Annotated in this window: 18 protein-coding genes and 1 pseudogene; 9 read left to right on the top strand and 10 right to left on the bottom strand. The window is 72.3% G+C overall.

All coding sequences use genetic code 11. From position 1 onward, the window contains the following. The first annotated feature begins 31 nt into the window (after positions 1-31). Positions 32-667 (top strand): TetR/AcrR family transcriptional regulator, encoded by a 636-nt coding sequence (locus ABD899_RS02900; RefSeq protein WP_345202082.1) that lies wholly within the window; start codon positions 32-34, stop codon positions 665-667. Between the two features lie 48 nt (positions 668-715). Here the strand turns inward: ABD899_RS02900 and ABD899_RS02895 are convergent, their stop codons facing one another. Further along, a complete protein-coding gene (locus ABD899_RS02895; RefSeq protein WP_345202080.1) occupies positions 716-865 on the bottom strand; it encodes a hypothetical protein in 150 nt (49 codons plus the stop codon). Beyond that, positions 862-1,233: a MerR family transcriptional regulator gene (locus ABD899_RS02890; protein ID WP_345202078.1), complete on the bottom strand. Its 372-nt coding sequence runs from the start codon at positions 1,231-1,233 to the stop codon at positions 862-864. The genes ABD899_RS02895 and ABD899_RS02890 overlap by 4 nt, the downstream gene beginning before the upstream one ends. A 151-nt stretch (positions 1,234-1,384) precedes the next feature. Here ABD899_RS02890 and ABD899_RS02885 point away from each other — a divergent pair. From ABD899_RS02885 to ABD899_RS02875, 3 genes and pseudogenes are all read left to right on the top strand, one after another. Then, a pseudogene (locus ABD899_RS02885) lies at positions 1,385-1,817 on the top strand (Hsp20/alpha crystallin family protein). A gap of 370 nt (positions 1,818-2,187) precedes the next feature. Continuing rightward, complete coding sequence (locus tag ABD899_RS02880) at positions 2,188-2,535, top strand: J domain-containing protein (RefSeq protein WP_345202076.1); 348 nt, start codon at positions 2,188-2,190, stop codon at positions 2,533-2,535. A gap of 239 nt (positions 2,536-2,774) precedes the next feature. Then, a complete protein-coding gene (locus ABD899_RS02875; protein ID WP_345202073.1) occupies positions 2,775-3,323 on the top strand; it encodes a flavodoxin domain-containing protein in 549 nt (182 codons plus the stop codon). 81 nt (positions 3,324-3,404) lie between these two features. Here ABD899_RS02875 and ABD899_RS02870 read toward each other — a convergent pair whose 3' ends face one another. Continuing rightward, the gene (locus ABD899_RS02870; protein WP_345202070.1) at positions 3,405-4,307 is read right to left on the bottom strand and encodes a CPBP family intramembrane glutamic endopeptidase; all 903 of its coding nucleotides are present in this window, start codon (positions 4,305-4,307) and stop codon (positions 3,405-3,407) included. A 387-nt stretch (positions 4,308-4,694) separates the two neighbouring features. Between ABD899_RS02870 and ABD899_RS02865 the strand changes: the two genes are divergently transcribed. After that, the gene (locus ABD899_RS02865) at positions 4,695-5,738 is read left to right on the top strand and encodes a J domain-containing protein (RefSeq protein ID WP_345202068.1); all 1,044 of its coding nucleotides are present in this window, start codon (positions 4,695-4,697) and stop codon (positions 5,736-5,738) included. 121 nt (positions 5,739-5,859) lie between these two features. On the opposite strand, the gene ABD899_RS02860 is transcribed toward ABD899_RS02865, so the two are convergent. Beyond that, a complete protein-coding gene (locus ABD899_RS02860) occupies positions 5,860-6,891 on the bottom strand; it encodes a hypothetical protein (protein ID WP_345202065.1) in 1,032 nt (343 codons plus the stop codon). Positions 6,892-7,006: 115 nt separating this feature from the next. Next, entirely contained in the window at positions 7,007-8,422 is a 1,416-nt protein-coding gene (locus ABD899_RS02855) for a wax ester/triacylglycerol synthase domain-containing protein (RefSeq protein ID WP_345202062.1), read from the bottom strand. A 424-nt stretch (positions 8,423-8,846) separates the two neighbouring features. On the opposite strand from ABD899_RS02855, the gene ABD899_RS02850 reads away from it, so the two are divergent. After that, entirely contained in the window at positions 8,847-9,197 is a 351-nt protein-coding gene (locus tag ABD899_RS02850; RefSeq protein WP_345202060.1) for a DUF8058 family membrane protein, read from the top strand. A gap of 1 nt (position 9,198) precedes the next feature. On the opposite strand, the gene ABD899_RS02845 is transcribed toward ABD899_RS02850, so the two are convergent. After that, positions 9,199-10,596 carry an alpha/beta fold hydrolase gene (locus ABD899_RS02845; RefSeq protein ID WP_345202058.1) on the bottom strand — a complete coding sequence of 466 codons (1,398 nt, stop codon included), beginning with the start codon at positions 10,594-10,596 and terminating at the stop codon, positions 9,199-9,201. A 291-nt stretch (positions 10,597-10,887) separates the two neighbouring features. On the opposite strand from ABD899_RS02845, the gene ABD899_RS02840 reads away from it, so the two are divergent. From ABD899_RS02840 to ABD899_RS02830, 3 genes are all read left to right on the top strand, one after another. Beyond that, the gene (locus tag ABD899_RS02840; RefSeq protein WP_345202056.1) at positions 10,888-11,652 is read left to right on the top strand and encodes an HD domain-containing protein; all 765 of its coding nucleotides are present in this window, start codon (positions 10,888-10,890) and stop codon (positions 11,650-11,652) included. Between the two features lie 58 nt (positions 11,653-11,710). Continuing rightward, positions 11,711-14,488, top strand: a complete 2,778-nt coding sequence (locus ABD899_RS02835; protein WP_345202054.1) for a helix-turn-helix transcriptional regulator — start codon at positions 11,711-11,713, stop codon at positions 14,486-14,488. A 187-nt stretch (positions 14,489-14,675) separates the two neighbouring features. Further along, entirely contained in the window at positions 14,676-14,858 is a 183-nt protein-coding gene (locus tag ABD899_RS02830; RefSeq protein WP_345202051.1) for a hypothetical protein, read from the top strand. Between the two features lie 86 nt (positions 14,859-14,944). Here ABD899_RS02830 and ABD899_RS02825 read toward each other — a convergent pair whose 3' ends face one another. The 4 genes from ABD899_RS02825 to ABD899_RS02810 are packed head-to-tail and all read right to left on the bottom strand — an operon-like array spanning position 14,945 to position 18,365. Further along, on the bottom strand, positions 14,945-15,274 hold the full coding sequence (locus tag ABD899_RS02825; RefSeq protein ID WP_345202048.1) for a YciI family protein: 330 nt from the start codon (positions 15,272-15,274) through the stop codon (positions 14,945-14,947). 28 nt (positions 15,275-15,302) lie between these two features. Then, entirely contained in the window at positions 15,303-16,241 is a 939-nt protein-coding gene (locus ABD899_RS02820; protein WP_345202045.1) for an L-lactate dehydrogenase, read from the bottom strand. 55 nt (positions 16,242-16,296) lie between these two features. Next, on the bottom strand, positions 16,297-16,953 hold the full coding sequence (locus ABD899_RS02815; protein WP_345202044.1) for a LutC/YkgG family protein: 657 nt from the start codon (positions 16,951-16,953) through the stop codon (positions 16,297-16,299). Further along, positions 16,950-18,365: a LutB/LldF family L-lactate oxidation iron-sulfur protein gene (locus tag ABD899_RS02810; RefSeq protein WP_345202702.1), complete on the bottom strand. Its 1,416-nt coding sequence runs from the start codon at positions 18,363-18,365 to the stop codon at positions 16,950-16,952. Before ABD899_RS02810 ends, ABD899_RS02815 begins: the two co-directional genes overlap by 4 nt. Positions 18,366-18,375: the final 10 nt, after the last annotated feature.

The following is an 18,375-nucleotide window of genomic DNA, read 5'->3' as shown; positions in this document are numbered from 1 at the left end:
CAATACATGGATGTCACGTAAAATGCGTCGGGTGGACGCGACCCCGACGACAGACCCGCCCGCCACCCAGGGCCGGCCGCGGGACGCCTCGATCGACCTCGCCGTGCTGGAGACCACGCTGCGACACCTCGCCCGCGACGGCTTCGGCGGGTTGTCGCTCGCGGCGGTCGCTGCCGACGCCGGCACGACCCGACCCGCCCTCTACCGTCGCTGGAAGGACAAGACCGAGCTCGTGGTCGACGCGGTCGCCCACCTGGCCAACGTCGATCCTCCGGTGGTCACCGGCGCCCCGTTCCCCGACCTCGTCGCCGAGCTCGAGCACTTCCGCCACTGCATCAGCGAGGCTGCAGCCCTGCCCCTCGTCGGCCTGATGCTCGGCGACGGTGTCTCCCCGGCGGTCCGCCGGACGTACACGGACGAGATCGTCGCGCCCCGCCGGGCCCGGATCCGGGCCTGCCTGGGCGCAGCCGTCGAACGCGGCGAGATCCCCGAGGATGCCGACCTGCTCGTCGCGGCCTCGTTCCTCACCGGCTCGTGGTACTCGCTCGCGCTCGTGGGCGCCGAACCCCCGCGGGACTGGTCCCGGCGGGTGGCGACGCTCGTGTGGACGGCGTGCGGAGGGGACCCGAGAGCCCTCACCCCTCACCCGGGCGATGGCGGCCTGTGACCTCATGGCGCCCCGACGGCCCGTCTCAGCCTGACGGCGAGGGCGGTCTCAGGGTGGGTCCGGGGCGTACTCCTCGTCCGGGTCGACGGCCACGTCCTGGAGCTGGTCGAGCCGGTCGGCGTCGTCTGCGTCGCCAGGCTCCCGCGGTGGACTCAGGGAGACTCCCCCGGCGGCAGCCACCGCGTCGTCGGGAGTCACGGCGGGGTCGGCGTCCAGTTGTTGCTCGAGCCGGTCGGCTTCGGGGATCGCGCTGCCGATGTCGTCGTCATGACCGCGAGCCATGTCGGGGCCTCCTGTTCCTCACGCAGCCGGGCGTTCTCCGCCTCCAGGTCGAGCACCATGCCGATGCCGGTCAGGTTCAGCCCGGCGTCGAGCAGGGCCGCGATCCGACGAAGGCGGTCCAGGTCGTTCGCACTGTAGCGACGGGTGCCACCAGCCGTGCGATCGGGTTCGAGCAGGCCGCGGGCCTCGTAGAGGCGAAGGGTCTGCACGCCCATGCCGACGAGCTCGGCGGCCACGGAGATGCCGTAGACGCCGCGGTCTCCGCCGGGAGTGGGGCCGGTCATGCTGGTGCGTCCTCCCTCCGGCATTTCCTCAGCTCGCCTCTTGCACGAGTATGCCGTTGGTGCTACAAGAAATCTATAGCGGTCGCCATAGATCCTCGCTCGATGGGACCGCTCGCAACGACAGGTGACACCGCACATGGAGGTGATGACAATGCTCATGCGTACCGACCCCCTTCCGTGAACTGGACCGACTCACCCAACAGTTCTTCGGCCCGGACGGCACGCTGGCCCGGCCGTCGGCGATGCCGATGGACGCCTGGCGCGAGGGTGAGACGTTCTTCGTGGAGTTCGACCTCCCTGGGGTCAGCCCGGACTCGATCGACATCGACGTGGAACGCAACGTGGTCACGGTCCGGGCCGAACGTCCGGCCCGGGCGAGCGATGCAGAGCTGCTCGCCGCGGAACGCCCTCGCGGGGTGTTCAGCCGGCAGCTCGTCCTGGGGGACAACCTCGACACCGAGCGCATCGAGGCGGGCTACGACAGCGGCGTCCTCACGCTGAGGATCCCGGTCGCCGATCACGCCAAGCCGCGCAGGATCGAGATCACCAGCGCCCACGAGGGTCGGCAGGCCATCAGCGCGTGATCGGTGGTGGTGAGGCTCATGCCCGCGGCGCCCGAGGTGAGCCACGGCATCCGCCCGGACCGCAGTGGCGGCGGCAACGCTCTCCCCCGTGACCGTCCGGGCACCCGCCCGCCCACGGCCGAGGAAACCCGATCGACGAAGGGCAGGTGATCACCCGAGACCGACGATCCGACACCGAGGCACCTGACCGCACGACTCTCGCCTGGGTCGCGTTCACGCATCGCGTCCGACGCAGTGCCGCGCGACGCCCACGCCTTGACGGCGTACCGGTTCGCGGCCCAGGCGAGGCCCCGTCGACCCCGGCTCCAGCGCGGACCGCGCCCACCACCCGCAGCGGCGCCGGCATCACGAGGAAGGACCGCGGGTGGCCATGACCGCTGAGCCGTGCGACCTGTACGCCGTCCTGGGCCTGAGCCCGGAGGCGACCCAGGAGCAGATCCGCCGCGCCTACCGCGTGCTCGTGCGCCAGAACCACCCCGACACGCGATCCGCGGGCGACCCCGACGACGAGGCGGTGGCGACCACCATCCTCCAGCAGGCGATGGCCGCGTACACGATCCTCGGTGACCCCGCTCAACGCGCGGGATACGACCGCCGCACGGTTCCCCAACCCGTCGCCTCCCCGAGGCGGACTCGACCGGTGCGGCGCCCCGTGGACGCAGATCCACCGCAACCGACGATCCGGGTCGGGCCGGTGTACTGGCGCCCCAGCCGGTGACCCGACGCGAGTACCCTCTGCAGGGTGACGACGACGAACCGTCGTCCGCGCCGCGCGTCAACCGTGGGCCGTGCTGCGGCAGGTCGGGAGGCAGCGGCGTCTGACGCGGCAGCCCTCGACGACGCCTGATGCCGGGGGCCGAACGCACGGCGCAGCACGATCGCCAGCCCTCACCCGTGCTGGTGGTCAGGGCAGACGGGTGCGGATCCCGGACGGGGCCACGAACCGAGAGGGACGACATGAGGATCCTGGTCGCCTACGCCACGCGGCACGGCGCCACCGCCGGGATCGCCGAACGCATCGCCGCGGTCCTGACCGAGACGGGCCGGCCGGCCGAGGCCCGGCCCGTCGAGGACGTCACGAACGTCGAGGGATACAACGCCGTCATCCTGGGCGGCGCGGCGTACATGCTCCACTGGCTCAAACCGGCGGTGAAGTTCGCCCGAAGGCATCGGGCGGCGCTGGCCGGCCGCCCGGTCTGGCTGTTCAGCAGCGGCCCGCTCGGGACGGACCTGGTCGACAAGGACGGTCAGGACGTCCTGCAGTCGACTCGACCCAAGGAGTTCGACGAGCTCACCGAGCTGCTGCACCCCCGGGGTGAGCAGGTCTTCTTCGGGGCCTACGACCCGGAGGCCGAGCCCGTCGGTCTGGGTGAACGCCTCGTGCGGCACATGCCCGCCGCCCAGGACGCCCTGCCCGCCGGTGACTTCCGGGACTGGGACGCCATCGAGGCCTGGGCACGCGGCATCGCCGAGTCACTGGGCACCCACGGCCGCCAGCCCGAGTAGCCACGGCAGCGCCGCACGTCGCTTGACCTTTCGCGATGGCAGCTCGGGTGACGGGTCGTGAGAACTGCCGCTCGAGCATCCTCATGTGACGTGGCTGGCCTCAGCCACCTCGTGGCTGGCCTGAGCCCTCGTGTGGTTCTTGCGCTCCCTGCGGTGGGCGACCCAGATCGCCGCCGCCATGAGCATCGCGACGTCGGCGAAGCCGAGCAGCGAAGCCCAGGGCAGGTCGATGTCGCCGCCCGTGAGGTTGTTGAAGAACGCCCCCATCGGAGTGAGCAACGGCCAGACGATGAGCACGTTGGTGGTCAGCCGGAACGCCACCGCGTAGACCACGCCGAGCGCCAGCAGGAACCACATCTCCGACACGCCCATCCCGTACCCCACGTGGTAGAGCGCGTACAGGACGGCGGCCCCGGCCACCGCCGGGACGGCTCCGAAACTCGCCTCGAGCCGGCCTTGGACGAACCCGCGGAAGAAGACCGCTTCGAACAGCCCGACGACCAGGGACATCCCGAGCAGGGGCACCCACTTCGCGGGTGCCGGCAGGGTGTAGCCCTGGAACGTCACGAGGAACTGCGCGGCCGCGAGCACCACCCCCATGGCCAGCGTCGGGCGCAGCTCGTGGGCTCCCAGACCGAGCGAACGCAGGGGACGGTGCCGGCCCCACACCGAGTAGACCACCGGCCCGACGACGCCGAGCAGCAACCCGGCGGCGAAGCACAGGAAGAGGCCGAGCACGTTGTCGGTGGTGAACACCTGGAACGCCAAGCGGAACAGGAGCACCACTGTGACGTACATGGCGGCCAGGACCACCAGGTCGGTACGGTCCACCCGCGCCGACGCGTGGGGCCGCAGCGCGGGAACCCCGGCCAGCACGAGAGCGGCCAGGACGACCACGCTCGCCCACACCTGCAGGTCCACCAGGTCAAGTCCCAGCAGGGCGAGTACACAGAAGAGGAACCAGACGAGCGTCCGGGTCGACACGCGCGGAGCACTGCGTGGGCGCGTCGCTGGTTCGTGGGTGACGGCCATCGAGATCACACTCCCGAGGAGTGCCCTACTCGTCGGCGTCCCGACGACGCCGCGAACGGCCTCCCCTCCATCGTCCTCCGCCCACCGGTGACAGTCGGAAACCGAGACCGACCTCACGCTGACCCAGGCATCGACGCGAGACGACGAGCAGGTGAACGTGACGACAGCGCCGACAGGCCCGACAGCGCACCACTCCCGAGCCGACCGTCACCTGAGCGCTGAAGGCGAAGCCGCACGGACACCGCGCTCCGTCACGGATGCCGGCCGCACCGTCCCGGTGTGGCCGCCCTGCTGACGACCGGGTCGATCTCACAGCGGCTGGGTGGACACTGGGTCGTCATGAGCCCCGCGAACCCCTACGCGATCCTGGGTGTTCCCGAGGATGCATCCGCGGAGGAGATCAAGAAGGCGTACCGGCGGCAGATGCGCCTCGCGGCGGTGGACATCCATCCGGACGTCTCCGACGCGGAACGCGACGTCCTGCAAGAGCGGATGGTGGAGGTCAACTGGGCGTTCGAGTCCCTCACCGGGTCACGACGCGAGGCACTGGATGCCGACCTGCGTCGGCAACGCGTCGCCGAGGCGGCCCGCGAGCAGCGGCTGAAGCACGAGCAGGCCAGACAGGCGGCGGCCTGGCAGGCCGCGCAGCGTCGGGCCCATGAGGCCGAGGACCGGGAGCGAGTGGCGCAGGCCTGGCGGGAGGCGGCGCGGGAACGCGAACGTCTGCAACGCGTCAGGAGACAGGCCGAGGAGCACGCACGACGCACGGCCCAGCGGCGGCGGGACGACGAGCGCCGCTACCGGGAGGCGGCCTGGGTGCGCGAGTTCACGGACGGTGGGACCGGCTTCCGCGAGGAGGTGCGCTTCGACGGACCCGTCGTCACGGAGCAGCTGCTCAACGAGCTGTGGGAGCTCTTTGCCCCGCGGCCTGGCCAGGACGTCCACGAGACGATCGAGGTGACCAGGGACCAGTGGGCCTCCGGGGCGGTGTGGACCTCGGGCATCGACGGTCTGCCCCTGGTGGGTCTGGAGCACTCAGGGCCGGCCACCTACTGTTTCCGCGGACGCGGCATGCACGGGGTCTACGGGGGTCCGCGCGGTGACCACTACGTGACGGTGGTGCATGTCGACGAGTTCGGCCAGCCGGTCCTTGGAGGGTTTCGCGCTCCGGACCGGCGGGTGCCGATCCGCGATGAGACCGCCGAACCGCCGGTGGAACGTGCCGGTGCCTCGCGTGGGAGGCCGGGCCCACTGGCCGTCGCTGGTACCGCCCTCAGGCTCGTCGGCACCCTGCTCAAGTGGGCACTGATCGTGCTGGCGGGGCTGGCCGCGGTCCTCCTCGTCCTCGTGGTGGTCCTGGCGTTCGTCGCCGCCAGGGGGTGACGGCGCTGGATGCCCGCCGGGCGCCGAGTCGCGGCAGCGTCGTCGGAGTGGACGAGCAGGTGGATCGCGGTGATCAGCCTCCACCGTGGCGCCGCGCTCCAGGCCAGGCAGCGGAGGTGTGTCAGCCGAGCAGGCGGGTGACCTCGGCGGAGGTGAAGAACGGCTCGAGCTGCGCCCGCAGCAGCTGCTCCAGGTCGCCGGACTCGCGCAGTGCATCCACGATGGGGACGGCCAGCTTCACCAGGTCGTGCACGACGTCCTCCCGCCTCAGGTCGAGCTGGTCGAGCAGCTCGGTGGGGGTGTAGCCACCGAACCCGTCGAAGAGTCCGTCGATGACGACCTCGGCCAGGTCTGCCGCCTGGTCGGTGGCAAGGACGGTGATCACGACGTCGTGGAGGGCGTCGGCCACATCGGAGATCTGCCCCTGCGTCGCGTGGTGGCTCAGACCCACCACCTGCTCCCGTGCGAGCAGGTCCCAGGTCTGCAGTACCGCGAGCCGGGTCGTGGGATCGAGCACCGTGTCGATGACGACCCGGTTGAGCCGACGGACCGCGAAGGCGCCGCCCTTGCCCATGGTGTCGCCGAAGAGGGCCTCGAACTGCCGGTCCGCGGCGCCCATCACCCGGGACGCCGACCTGGTCCCGAACGACACCAACGACCCCAGCCCGGGCACCTTGTCGGCCACGGTCTTGTTGGCCTGGGCGACCTCTCCCACGATGCGGCCCATGAAGCGCGCTGCCGTGGTCCCCACGAGAGGGACCTCCGCCGATGCCTCCACCAGTCGCTCGAGGACCGGGTGCAGAGCCAGCACGCTGTCGAGGAGCGTTGCCACCTGACCTCGGTCGACGAGCTCCCCGAGGGGGTACGGCTCGGCAGGCCCCTCGACGACCACCGCGGTGACGAGCTCGAGGATGCCGCGCGCCGCGGCGCTGGCCGGCATGGTCGCCAGCGCCCGGGCGGCGATCAGCTTGACCGCCTCCCGGTCGACGAGGTCCTCGATCTGGTGACGCCCTCCCGCCGCCAGGATGTCGTCGGCGAGCGCGGTGACGGTCCCGGCGAGCTGGTCCCCACTCCACCGCTCGAGGTGGTAGGCCACCTGCGCGTCGAGCAACGCCCGGGCCAGGGACGGAGCTCGCGAGCGGGGGTGGGCCACGTCGTCACGGTACTGGAGGCGTGACCTGGGGAGACGGGGCCCGGATGCCGGGTCGCCGGGTGCGTTCTCGAGCCGCGCCTCCCGCCCGGATGCCGGACCGCAGACGGTGGGGGCGTCAGGAGGCCCCGTTCGGCAGCACGGCGTGCCCGGCCCGGCCGGCAACGGAGAGGACCTCGTCGAAGCCGTCGCGCATGCACTCCATGAGCACGTCCGGGTCCGGAACCGCACCGGTGTCGGTGTTGATCCCGACGAAGCAGGTGTCGCAGTAGGACATCAGGGTGATGTTCAACGCTGCCCCGATCGTGGGGCCGAAGGCGTAGAAGCCGTCGACGGGTGCCCCCGAGAGGTAGAGCGGGACGGGTATCCCGGGCACGTTGCTGGCGAGGAAGTCGATGTGCTTGAGCATCCCGCCGACGTAGGCACGTGGCAGGAGGTTGAGGGCGCCCGCGAGCAGGTCGGTGAACGGCAGGGACCGGTCGGCCTTCATCGGCTCGCAGCGGTCATGGGTCTCCCGCATCCGCTCGCCCGGGTCGGTGATGCTCACGGGAACCTTGAAACGCATGAGCGTGATGCGGTTGCCTCCGATCGGGTCCCCGTCCTTGCGGATGCTGACCGGCATGGTGACCCGAAGCTCGTCGACCTGCTCCCCGTGCCGTTCGTGGTACATCCGCAAGCCCGCCGTGACACCGGACAGGAACGCGTCGTTGAGCTTGGCCCCTGCGGCATGCGCCGCGTTCAGGATGTCCGCCAGCGGGAACTGCAGCACGTCGTAGTGCCAGGCCATGTGGCGCCCGGTCATGACGGGAGACAGGGTGTCGGAGGCGGGTTGGAGGAACCGCGCGACCGACTGCACCGTCGTCACCGTCTCGGTGAGGGTCCGGCGGGGATGCCGGATCGCGTGTGCCGCCTCTGCGGGTGCCGAGGTGAGCACCTCCCTCGAGAGGTCGAAGAGCCGGGACCAGCCGTAGCCGAGCGCATCGCGGACCAGGTCGACGGTGCCGAGGGTCTCGCCCTGGGGCGCTTCGGGCATCGGTCCCGGATCCCCCGGATCCGACTCGACGTCGAAGAGGAGGCGAGCGAGGTCCATGCCACCGATGCCGTCGGTCAACGAGTGATGGAGCTTCACGACGACGGCCGTCTGGCCACCGTCGAGCTCCTCGATGAACGTGACCTCCCACAACGGCCGGTCCCGATCCAGGCCCGCCATCCCGGTCTTGCGCGCGAACTCCAGGACCGTCGCCAGCGTCCGCGGCTGCGCGGCCTCGAAGCGGCGGATGTGCCATGACAGGTCGAAGTCAGGATCGACGACCCAGCGCGGCGTGGCCAGCCGCAGCGGCGGCTGCACGACCTTCTGACGGAACGCGGGGGACACTCGAGTGAGGCGCTCGAGCCGTTCGGTCAACCGATCCCAGTCCGGCGCGCCCCCGAGCATGAGGACCACGACGACCGTCGAGCGCAGCAGTGGGTCCTGCTCCATGTACCAGGCGAACGCGTTGGTGTCGCGCATGTGAACCTCGACGCGCTCATCCACCGCGACCACATCCATCTCAATTGTCGGCGTACGCGTCGACGCCGCGCTCCGCGAGTCTAGTTGTCGGATCCCCCTCGGACCGCGCCATCGGTGGATCTGGCCACCTCCGTCAGCCGTCGGTCTCGATCCGCCAGGATTCGGCGGTGACGCGGAAGCCCATTCGTTCGTGCACGCGTTGCGCCGGGTGACCACCACGACCGAGTGACGCGCCAGGTGGCCGCCGGACGCGATCGCCGCCGCGGCCGCCGCCGCGTCGTCCACGATTCGCTCCACCGCCATCCGGGACCCCTTCGAGTCGATCGCACTGTCCGGCCACCGGATCACCGGGGTTGATCGTCTCACGCCCGCGGAGTGACCCACCCGCTGCCACGATCGGCTCACGCGCCCTTGACTGCCGCGAAGCAGCGAGCCGTACGGTGGCGATGTGCAGGTTGCCGTCGCGTCCTACTGCCTGGCGGTGGCTGCACTCATGGGACTGTGGTGGGGAGTCGAGATCCGCAACGGCGCAGTGAGTCGCCCGGATCGCAGCCGCGGTGAGATCGCGCTGCACCTGGCCGCCGAGTCGGCCACGGTGCTCCTCCTGGCGATCGGGGGCATCGTGCTCGGCGGGGGCGGCTCGCGGTGGGTGGCCCTCGTGGGCCTGGGAATGCTGCTCTACACCGTCATCCAGAGTCCGGGCTACTTCGTGGCGCGACACGAGCTGGCGCCGGTGGTGATGTTCGCAGTCCTCGCCCTGCTCACCATCGGCGCCATCGTGGCCACCGCCACGCTGTAGGTCACCGTGACAGCGGCTGCCCGTGGCGGACCGCGGCGACGACCTCGAGGATGGCCCGGCTCGTCGTGGCGGCGTGCGTCTCGTCCCCCACCAGTGCGTCGTGGCTCGCCCCGTCGACGGAACGGTGCACGCTGTCGGTCGACAGTGCGGCCAGCCGCTCCTGCTTCCCCTCCCAGCCGGCCCCGTTGCCGACGGTCGCACTGAGCACCATGAGCGGCTTGTCGCCGAAGTCGCGCAGCGAGGCCGCCTGCTCCATCGAGGTGTTCGCCCGCGCGTACTCCTCGACGGTGCTGCCGAGGGTGGCCGCCGTCGCGGTGCTGGCCCGGTGCTGGGCCTGCTCCCGGGCAGGCAGGTCGGTGGTGGCGATGGCGGAGTACAGCCGGCCGAGGCCCAGCCGCGCACCACCCGCCACCAACGCCGCGGCCCGGCCTGCGACGTCGTAGGCACCGGTCGCCGCAGGACCGTCGATCGGGTCGACGTCGTGGGGGGCGGTGGAGTCGATGAGCACCATGCCCGCGACGTCCTGGGGGTGTCGGGCGGCGAAGGTCAGCGTGTAGAGGCCGCCGAAGGAGTGGCCGGCCACGACGTAGGGGCCCGGGACACCAGCGCGGTGCAGCAGGGTGGACAGGTCGGTGGAGATCGCGACGGCGTCCTGGGGGCTCCCGGCATCCTCGCTCCAGCCGCGGCCGGCGCGGTCGTACACGCAGATCGTCGTGTCCCGGGCGACGGCCGGGGTGATCCAGCCGAGGCTGGCAGCCATCTCGCCGCCCCCGGCCTGGACGACCACGGTCGGGGCGCCGGACCCCGTGCAGCTGAGGTGCAGGCGGTGCCCCCCGACGTCGACCAACCGGCCCGGCATGGTGGTCGTCGGGGCGGTCGCGGTGCCGAGGGTCTGGTAGGCGCCGCCGATGGCGGCCAGGCCCATGGTCCCGATGACCGGGTAGAGGAGCCAGCGTGAGCCACGGCTGTCCAGGTGGCGACGTACCCGCGTGACCATCCAGGCCGCGAGTGCGAGCAGGATCGGCGGCCAGACCCAGTCGGCGCCGGGGTGGGCCGAGGCCCCGAGGCCCCACAGGACGAGACTCCCGGCGCCGAGCACGACGGCGGGCACCACGGCCCAACGCTGCGGCTGCGCGGTGAACCGCGCCGAGAGCACGGCGAGGACGACCCAGCCGACCGCGAACCCGCACAGGACCGCCCCCGTGAGAGACGCCTCCGTGGCCGGCACGACGGGCGCCGCCACGAGCGCGAACGCGGTCAGGAGCCCGCTGACCAGTGACCCGGCGACCACCGCGGCCATCGGAAGGCGACGACGCGACGGCTTGCCGGCCGGTGGTGTGGTCGGGGAGGCGCCGGGTGCGGTTGCGAGATCCTGGATGCCGTGGGTCGAGATGGTCATGGCGGGCTCCTACGGGTGGTGACGAGTGGGTGGAGCGACCACGCTCCTCGGACGTGCGATGGATCGCCCCGGTCGATTGACCGGGATCGCACGCAGCCGCGCCATCCCCTTCGATGACCTTCCCGGCGGCAGGCCGCCTCCTGGCCACTGCGGGCTGCGACAGGCACGACGGGCTCGGTGACCTCGCCGTGGGCGGAGGCACACGGCATCCCGGTCGGATGGCCGGGGCGATCCCGGGCCAGCCACGCCAAGGTCGGAGACGACCCGACGACGATGACCGAGGAGACGGACATGAGCGATGCGACGACAGTCGGAACGGTCCAGTGGGCGATGCGCACCGGGGGGCGCCTCGAACCTGCCGAGCGGCGTCGCCTCGTCGCTGACCTGGCCCGCGTGCACGTGGACAACGTCGTCGGCCGGTTGAGCGTCGTCGTCCGCCTCGATCCAGGGAGGAGGGCCCACGTTCCCGCAGAGCGGCTCGTGCCCCCGGACTCACCACTCACACGGGCGGCGCGTGAGGCAGCCTGCCACGCGCTCCCGACCACCCTGCTCAACCACAGCCACCGCACCTACCTGTTCGGCCGAGCACTCGGCGAGCTCGAGGAGGTCGAGGTGGACGCCGAACTGCTCTACGCAGCCGCACTGCTGCACGACACCGGCCTGCTCCATGCGCGTGGTCGCGAGGACTTCACCCTCGTGTCCGCGCGGCTGGCCGGGGACGTGGCCGAGCAGGTCGGGCTGTCCACCGCCTCGACCCAGACCCTCCAGACGGCCATCACGATGCACCACAGCCCTCGCGTCACCCTCGCAGCGGGACCGGTCGCCTACCTGCTGTCCGCCGGGGCCGGTGTCGACGTGGTCGGCCTGCGGTGCTGGCAGCTGCCGCGGTCCACCGTGGCCGGCGCCGTCGCCGCCCACCCGCGAGAGGACTTCAAGAGGTTCTTCAGCAACGCCTGGGCCGACGAGGCCGCCCGGGTCCCGCAGGGCCGGGCGCGGCTGCTGCAGAGGTACGGCGCGTTCGCGGTCGCCGTCGCCCTGGCCCCGTTCGACGAATGAGCGTGAGGGGCACCGCCACGGTCACGGTCACGGCCACGGGGCAGCCGGGACCTCGTGCGTGCAGGCCGCCACGGTGCGGCGGTACGGTCGGCTCGTGCTGCACGGCCGGGAGCGGGAACGCGCGCTCCTTGTCGCCACGGTGGCGCAGGCGCGCGCCGGGATCGCTGACGTCCTGGTCGTGGTGGGGGAACCGGGCGTGGGCAAGACCGCACTCCTGCGTGACCTGGTGTCATCGCAGCAGGGCCCCGGCGGGGCGCGCGTGCTCCGGACCGCCGGCGTGGAGTCCGAGTCGCCGCTGCCGTTCGCCGCCCTGCACCGGCTGCTGCGCCCGGTCGCGACCCTCGGCGAGCTGCCGGCTCCCCAGGCGCGGGCCCTGCGCATCGCCTTCGGCCTCGAGGACGGCCCCGCGGTCGAACCCTTCCTCATCGGGGTCGCGACCCTGTCCGCGTTGACGGAGGCAGCCGCACACGACGGACACCTGCTCTGCGTGGTGGACGACGCGCAGTGGCTGGACTCCGCGTCCGCGGACGCGCTGCTCTTCGCAGCCCGGCAGCTGTCCGCCGACCCGGTCGCGATCGTGTTCGCCGCTCGCGCAGAGGGCCCCGGTGTCGCGGGGTTCGCCGCCGACGGGCTGCCGGTCCTCCACGTCCGCGGGCTGACCGAGGAGCCCGCACGTCAGCTGCTGAACCAGCTCAGCGACGCCACGCTGCCCGGCGACGTCGTCGACCGGCTGGTGCGCGAGACCGCAGGGAACCCGCTCGCGCTGCTCGAGCTGCCCGCCGAGCTCAGCCCCGCCCAGCTGGACGGGACGGCGCCGATGCCGCAGCAGCTGACCCTCACCGCGGGTGTGGAGCGCGCCTTCCTCGATCGCTGCCGCCGGCTCAGCGAGGACGCGCAGACGTTGCTCCTCGTCGCGGCTGTCGACGCCACCGGCCGGGTGGACACCGTGCGCCGGGCCGCCGCCGCCCTGGGCGTTGCGATGCATGCGTGGGAGGACGCCGAGCGCGCGGGGCTGCTCAGCGTGACGGGGGAAGGCGTCGCTGTGCGGCACCCCCTGGTCCGGTCGGCCGTCTACCAGGCGGCCACCAGCTTCGAGCGCGGACGGGCCCACCGGGCGCTGGCGAGCGCGGTCGGGCACGACGACCCGGACCGGGCCACGTGGCACCGGGCCGCAGCCGCAGCCGGACCCGACGCCCACCTCGCCGATGACCTGGACCAGGTTGCGCTGCGGGCCGAGCAGCGTGGCGGCCACGTCGCGGCGTCGAACGCGTTCGAGCGCGCCGCGGCGCTGACGACGGACGAGGGGACGCGAGCGGCGCGACTGTTCGGGGCGGCCCGCACCGCCTGGGCGAGCGGGCAGGCGGTCCGCGCGCGAGCGCTGGCGTCCTCGGCCAGGGGCCTCGCCCTGGACCCGCTACTGCGGGCGGACATCGACCGGCTTCGGGCCCGCATCGAGATCAACGTGGGCTCCGCGGCCGACGCACACCGCATCTTCACCGTAGGGGCGCGGGCCGTCGCCGACCTCGACCACGGCCGGGCCCTCGAGATGGCGTCGGCAGCCGCGCTGACCCGCACCTACGGCGGCGACAGCGGAGCCAGCCTCCCCCAGGCGGTGCTGGCGCGTCTTCTGGCGCCGACCCCGGCAGACACCACCCGCACCACCTGCCTCCGGCTGCTGCTGGCCACCCTCACCGCCTCCGCCGACCACGAATGGGCTCGGGCGTCGGCCACCCTCGACCAGGCCCTGGATGCGGGGCGCCAGCTCGAGGACCTCGACGTGTTGGGCAACCTCGGCAACGCCGCGCTCAGCCTCGGAGCCGACGATGGCGCTCAGTTCGCCTACGCCACAATGGTATCCGTGGCCCGAGAGCTCGGTGCCGGCATGGTGGTCATCTACGGCCTCGAAAGGCTGGCCTTCGCCCAGCTCCCCGCCTCGAGCTGGACCGCGGTCCGCAGCTCCGTGGACGAGGCCCTCACCCTGGCGCGCAGCGTCGGACAGCCGACCCTCACCGCGGCGCCGCTCGCGTGGCTCACGCTGCTGTCCGCCCTGACCGGCAGCGAGGCCTTCGACCAGCACCTGGTCGAGGCCGAGAAGGTCACCGAGCAACACCCCCTCGGCATCCTCACCGACCCGGTGCACGACCTGATCCGCTGGGCCAGGGGCACCCGGGCTGCCGCTTCCGGGGACGCGCCGGCCGCACTGCACCACCTGTCCGCGATCCGGGTGCCGGCCCTTCAGCGGATGGCCGCCGTGGACCGCATCGAGGCGGCCGTGCGCGCCGGCGCCCGCGACGAGGCCCTCGCGTGGGTGGCCGAGCTGACACCGTTCGCGACGGCGACGAACCGCTCGTGGGCGCTGGCCGACGTCGACCTGGGTCGCGCCCTGACGGCGACGGATCCGGCCACGGCCGCGACGTCCTTCGCCGGCGCGCTGCACCACTTCGAGCAGGCCCGCCGCCCGTACGACCTGGCTCGCGCCCGACTCGCCTACGGGAAGTTCCTGCGCCGCCACAACCGCCGCGTCGATGCCCGTGGCCACCTGCGCTCGGCGGTGGAGACGTTCGACGACCTGGGCGCCACGCCGCTGTCGGCCCGCGCGACGGAAGAGCTGCGAGCCTCCGGCGAGACGGCCCGCAAGCGGGACCCGTCGACGCTGCTCGACCTCACGCCGATGGAGCGCAAGGTCGCGCAGCTGGTGGGCACCGGGCTGTCGAACAAGGAGGTGGCGGCCCAGTGCTGGGTGTCGCCGCGAACCGTGGCGTTCCACCTGCGCAACGTGTTCACCAAGCTCGGCATCAGCTCGCGCACCGAGCTCGCCCGCCTCGACGTCGGCTGACTCCGCGCCCGGCGCTTTCTCCTGCGGGCGCGGCCCGGCATCCCGGGTACGACGCCTTCCACGCGATGGTCGTTGGCGACTGACCCTGCTCGGCTGGAACCTGGCCCTCTCTGGGCCCTTCTGGACTCCTCCCGGAGGATGGGGCAGGCTGGACCCGAGATCGGGAGCGTCCGAAGGGGGTGCCGAGGTGGAGGTCGATCGCCAGGAGATCGTGGACCAGCTTCGCGGCCGACGTGAGGATGAGCTGGCTGACCGCGCGGAGCGCGACCTGCCCGAGCAGGTCGACACCGACGAGCACGCGGCCGTGCTGCACCAGCTCGGGATCAACCCTGCAGACCTGCTCGGTGGAATCGGCGGCACCTTCGGCTGACCGATCCACATCCGCATCCCGAAGGCACCCGGGGCGCCTGCACCCCAGCCTGCCGCTCGCCGGCGGGTCAGGGTCGTGGATCGCGGTCAGGACTCCGGGTCGTACCCGAACTGGCGAAGTTCCTGAGGTGTCCGGCACGCGGCCGCGAGGCGGGCCGCCCACCCCTCGGCCTCGGCCCGCGACGGTACCTCCAGCACGCAGAAGCCGCCGTCGAGTCGGGACGTCTCCGGCGTCACCGAGCCGTCAGCGTGGACGAGGACGGGCGCCACGCGCTCGTCGATGCCGCCGCCGAACACGTACACGCCGGCGGCCTTGGCCTCCCGGATCACCTCGTGAGACGCCTCCGCGACGGCTGGAAGGTCCGCATCGGCGACGACCATGGTGGCGCTGGGAAAGGAGATGAGGTACTTCGCCATCGCCCCATCCTGCCGTGCGCCGGCCGTGCTACAGCCCCAGGTTGCGGGCCGTCGCCCGGACGGTGGCTGCCGACTCGACCAGCTGGTCCAGCTCGTCGGCGGACAGCGGAGTGGCCAGGACGCGCTGGACCCCCGTGCGCCCGACGACCGACGGCATGGACAGGCAGACGTCGGTCAGCCCGTGGACGTCCTCGAGCCGCGACGTCACCGGCAGGACCCTGTGCTCGTCGTTGAGCACGGCCTCGAGGATGCGGGAGACGGCCAGGCCGACCGCGAGGCTCGTCGCGCCCTTACCGGCGATGATCTCGTAGGCCGAGCGGACGACGTGGTGGTGGATCCGGGCCCGGGCGGCCTCGTCCAGGGGGTTCTCCCCCGCCGAGCCCCAGTCCTGGACCGGCACACCGCCGATCGTCGCGGTGGACCACAACGGCACCTCGGAGTCGCCGTGCTCCCCGGCGATGTAGGCATGGACGTTCTGCACGGCGACCTTGGTGTGTTCGGCGATGAGGAACCGCAACCGGGAGGAGTCCAGCACCGTCCCCGAGCCGAAGACCCGGTGCGGCGGCAGTCCCGAGAACTGCTGGGCGGCATACGTGACCACGTCGACCGGGTTGGTCACCACCAGCAGCAGGGCATCCGGTGCCAGGCCGACCAGTGCCGGGACGAGGTCGCGGCACATCGCGACGTTCGCGGCGGCCAGGTCCAAGCGGGTCTGACCCGGCTTCTGCTTCGCTCCGGCCGTGATCACGACGACGTCGGCGTCAGCGCACACCCGAAGGTCGTCGCTCCCGGTGATCTGGGCCATCGGGGTGAACTGCATGCCGTGGTTCAGGTCGAGCACCTCGGCCCGGACCTTGTCGGCATTGAGGTCGAACAACGCGAGCTGACGGCAGACCCCTCGGATCTGGGCCGCGTAGGCGATCGCCGTTCCCACCGCGCCCGCGCCCACCACCGCAACCTTGGCCATGTGCCCACTGTGGCACACCCAGCGCCGCAGCCGCGGCGCGCCGCCGTTCACGCGCTCACCCGTCCGCGTCCTGGACGAGGACGACGACGAGGGTGCGCGGGCCGTGCACCCCCTCGACCCGTTCGAGCTCGATGTCGCTCGTCGCGCTCGGGCCGCTGACCCAGGTCAGAGGGCGGGCACCGTCGGGGCCGGGTCTCAGCCGCGCGACCGACTCGGGCACGTCGTGGACGACCTGGTCGGCGCGGATGACGCACACGTGGGTGTCCGGGACGAGGGTGAGCTCGCGCCGGCCCTGGTCGGACCGGTGGTCCAGGACGATCGTGCCGGTCGTGGCGACGCCGACGGCGCAGGCCGTGAGGACGGCATCCACGGCGTCGAGCTCGCGGTGGGTGGGCGCCTCGGCCTCCGAGAGCACCCGGACGGCACCCGATGCGGGGTGGACCCACGACGGGTCGAGCCCGGCCGGGACGACGACGGTGCGGCATCCGTGCTCGCGCAGCGCCTGCGCCACGGCACCGCCGACGCCGTCGGGGGCGACCCGCACGACCTGTGCCCGGTAGTCGGCGACGTTCTCGGCGAACAGCTCGAGGGTCTCGACGATGCCGGGGGAGGTCTCCTCGACGACGGCCACCCGTGCACGGTCGCCCGGGGTGGTGGTGACGTCGGTGGTCGCCCCCCGGACCCGGGCCAGGATCTCCTCGCGCGCGCTCACCGGTCATCCCCTCCTCGTTCACGAGCCCACCACTGGCGGAACGTCTCGGTCGGTGGAGTGGGCAGGTCCCGGGCGTTGGTCCAGGCGCCCAGTCCGGGCACGGAGCGGATCGTGCGGGTGCCGATGACCCGGCCGGCGGTCGTGGCGGCCTTCTGGGCGCCGGCCAGGCGCTTGGGGTCCGAGAGCACCCAGGCCGCGGCGCGCATCGCGGCGGACTCGGCCGTCGGTCCGGCGTCGTCGACGACCGTGCCGCGCAGCTGGACGAGCAGCTCGGGGATGTCGATCCGCACCGGGCAGGCGTCGAAGCAGGCCCCGCACAGGCTGGAGGCGTAGGGCAGGGACGTGTCGACCGGGCTGGCCGTGCCGCGCAGCTGCGGGTTGAGGACGGCGCCGATCGGTCCGGGGTAGACCGAGCCGTAGGCGTGCCCGCCGGTGCGCTCGTAGACGGGGCAGACGTTCAGGCACGCCGAGCAGCGGATGCAGCGCAGCGCCTGTCGCCCGACCCGGTCGGCCAGCACGTGGCTGCGGCCGTTGTCGAGCAGGACGACGTGCACCTCCTGCGGGCCGTCGCCGTCGTGGACGCCGGTCCACATCGTCGTGTACGGGTTCATCCGCTCACCGGTGCTCGAGCGGGGCAGCAGCTGCAGCATCGGGGCGAGGTCCTCCCAGGTCGGCAGGACCTTCTCGATGCCGACGACCGAGATGAGCGTCTCGGGCAGGGTCAGGCACATCCGCCCGTTGCCCTCGGACTCCACGACGACCAGGGCGCCGGTGTCGGCGACGGCGAAGTTCGCCCCGGACACACCGACCCTGGCGCGCAGGAACTTCTCGCGCAGGTGGAGCCGGGCGGCCTCGGCGAGCCGGGCCGGGTCGTCGGTCAGGTCGGCCGGTGCAGCGCGTCCGACGGCACCCATCTCGCGCAGGAAGATCTCGCGGATCTCGCTGCGGTTGCGGTGGATCGCGGGGACGAGGATGTGGCTCGGGCGGTCGTGGCCGAGCTGGACGATGAGCTCGGCGAGGTCGGTCTCCCACGCGTGGATGCCGGCCGCCTCCAGCGCCTCGTTGAGCTCGATCTCCTGGGTGACCATCGACTTGACCTTGACGACCTCGTCGGCGTGCTTGGCACGCACGATGTCCACGACGATGCGGTTGGCCTCGGCGGCGTCGCGCGCCCAGTGCACCGTTGCCCCGTTCGCGGTGAGGTTCGCCTCGAGCTGCTCGAGGTAGTCACCCAGGTGGGTCAGCACCTCGTCCTTGGCCTCGGCTCCGGCGACCCGCAGGGCCTCCCACTCGGGCACCTCCGCGACGACCCGGGCGCGCTTGTCCCGGATCGTGTGCGTGGCGTGTCGCAGGTTCCTGCGCTGCTGGGTGTTGGCCAGGGCGGTGCGCGCGGCGTCGGGGAACGAGGGCATGCCGACGAAC

Origin of the sequence: Fodinibacter luteus (assembly GCF_039541575.1) — a bacterium.
GTDB classification, from domain to species: Bacteria; Actinomycetota; Actinomycetes; order Actinomycetales; family Dermatophilaceae; genus Fodinibacter; species Fodinibacter luteus.
This window is presented reverse-complemented; position numbering and strand designations above follow the sequence as displayed.

Excerpts from the sequence above, each read along its gene's own strand:
- ABD899_RS02890 (WP_345202078.1), bottom strand. The coding sequence starts at position 1,233 with ATGACCGGCCCCACTCCCGGCGGAGACCGCGGCGTCTACGGCATCTCC.
- ABD899_RS02880 (WP_345202076.1), top strand. The coding sequence starts at position 2,188 with ATGACCGCTGAGCCGTGCGACCTGTACGCCGTCCTGGGCCTGAGCCCG.
- ABD899_RS02875 (WP_345202073.1), top strand. The coding sequence starts at position 2,775 with ATGAGGATCCTGGTCGCCTACGCCACGCGGCACGGCGCCACCGCCGGG.
- ABD899_RS02865 (WP_345202068.1), top strand. The coding sequence starts at position 4,695 with ATGAGCCCCGCGAACCCCTACGCGATCCTGGGTGTTCCCGAGGATGCA.
- ABD899_RS02845 (WP_345202058.1), bottom strand. The coding sequence starts at position 10,596 with ATGACCATCTCGACCCACGGCATCCAGGATCTCGCAACCGCACCCGGC.
- ABD899_RS02840 (WP_345202056.1), top strand. The coding sequence starts at position 10,888 with ATGAGCGATGCGACGACAGTCGGAACGGTCCAGTGGGCGATGCGCACC.
- ABD899_RS02825 (WP_345202048.1), bottom strand. The coding sequence starts at position 15,274 with ATGGCGAAGTACCTCATCTCCTTTCCCAGCGCCACCATGGTCGTCGCC.
- ABD899_RS02820 (WP_345202045.1), bottom strand. The coding sequence starts at position 16,241 with ATGGCCAAGGTTGCGGTGGTGGGCGCGGGCGCGGTGGGAACGGCGATC.
- ABD899_RS02810 (WP_345202702.1), bottom strand. The coding sequence starts at position 18,365 with ATGCCCTCGTTCCCCGACGCCGCGCGCACCGCCCTGGCCAACACCCAG.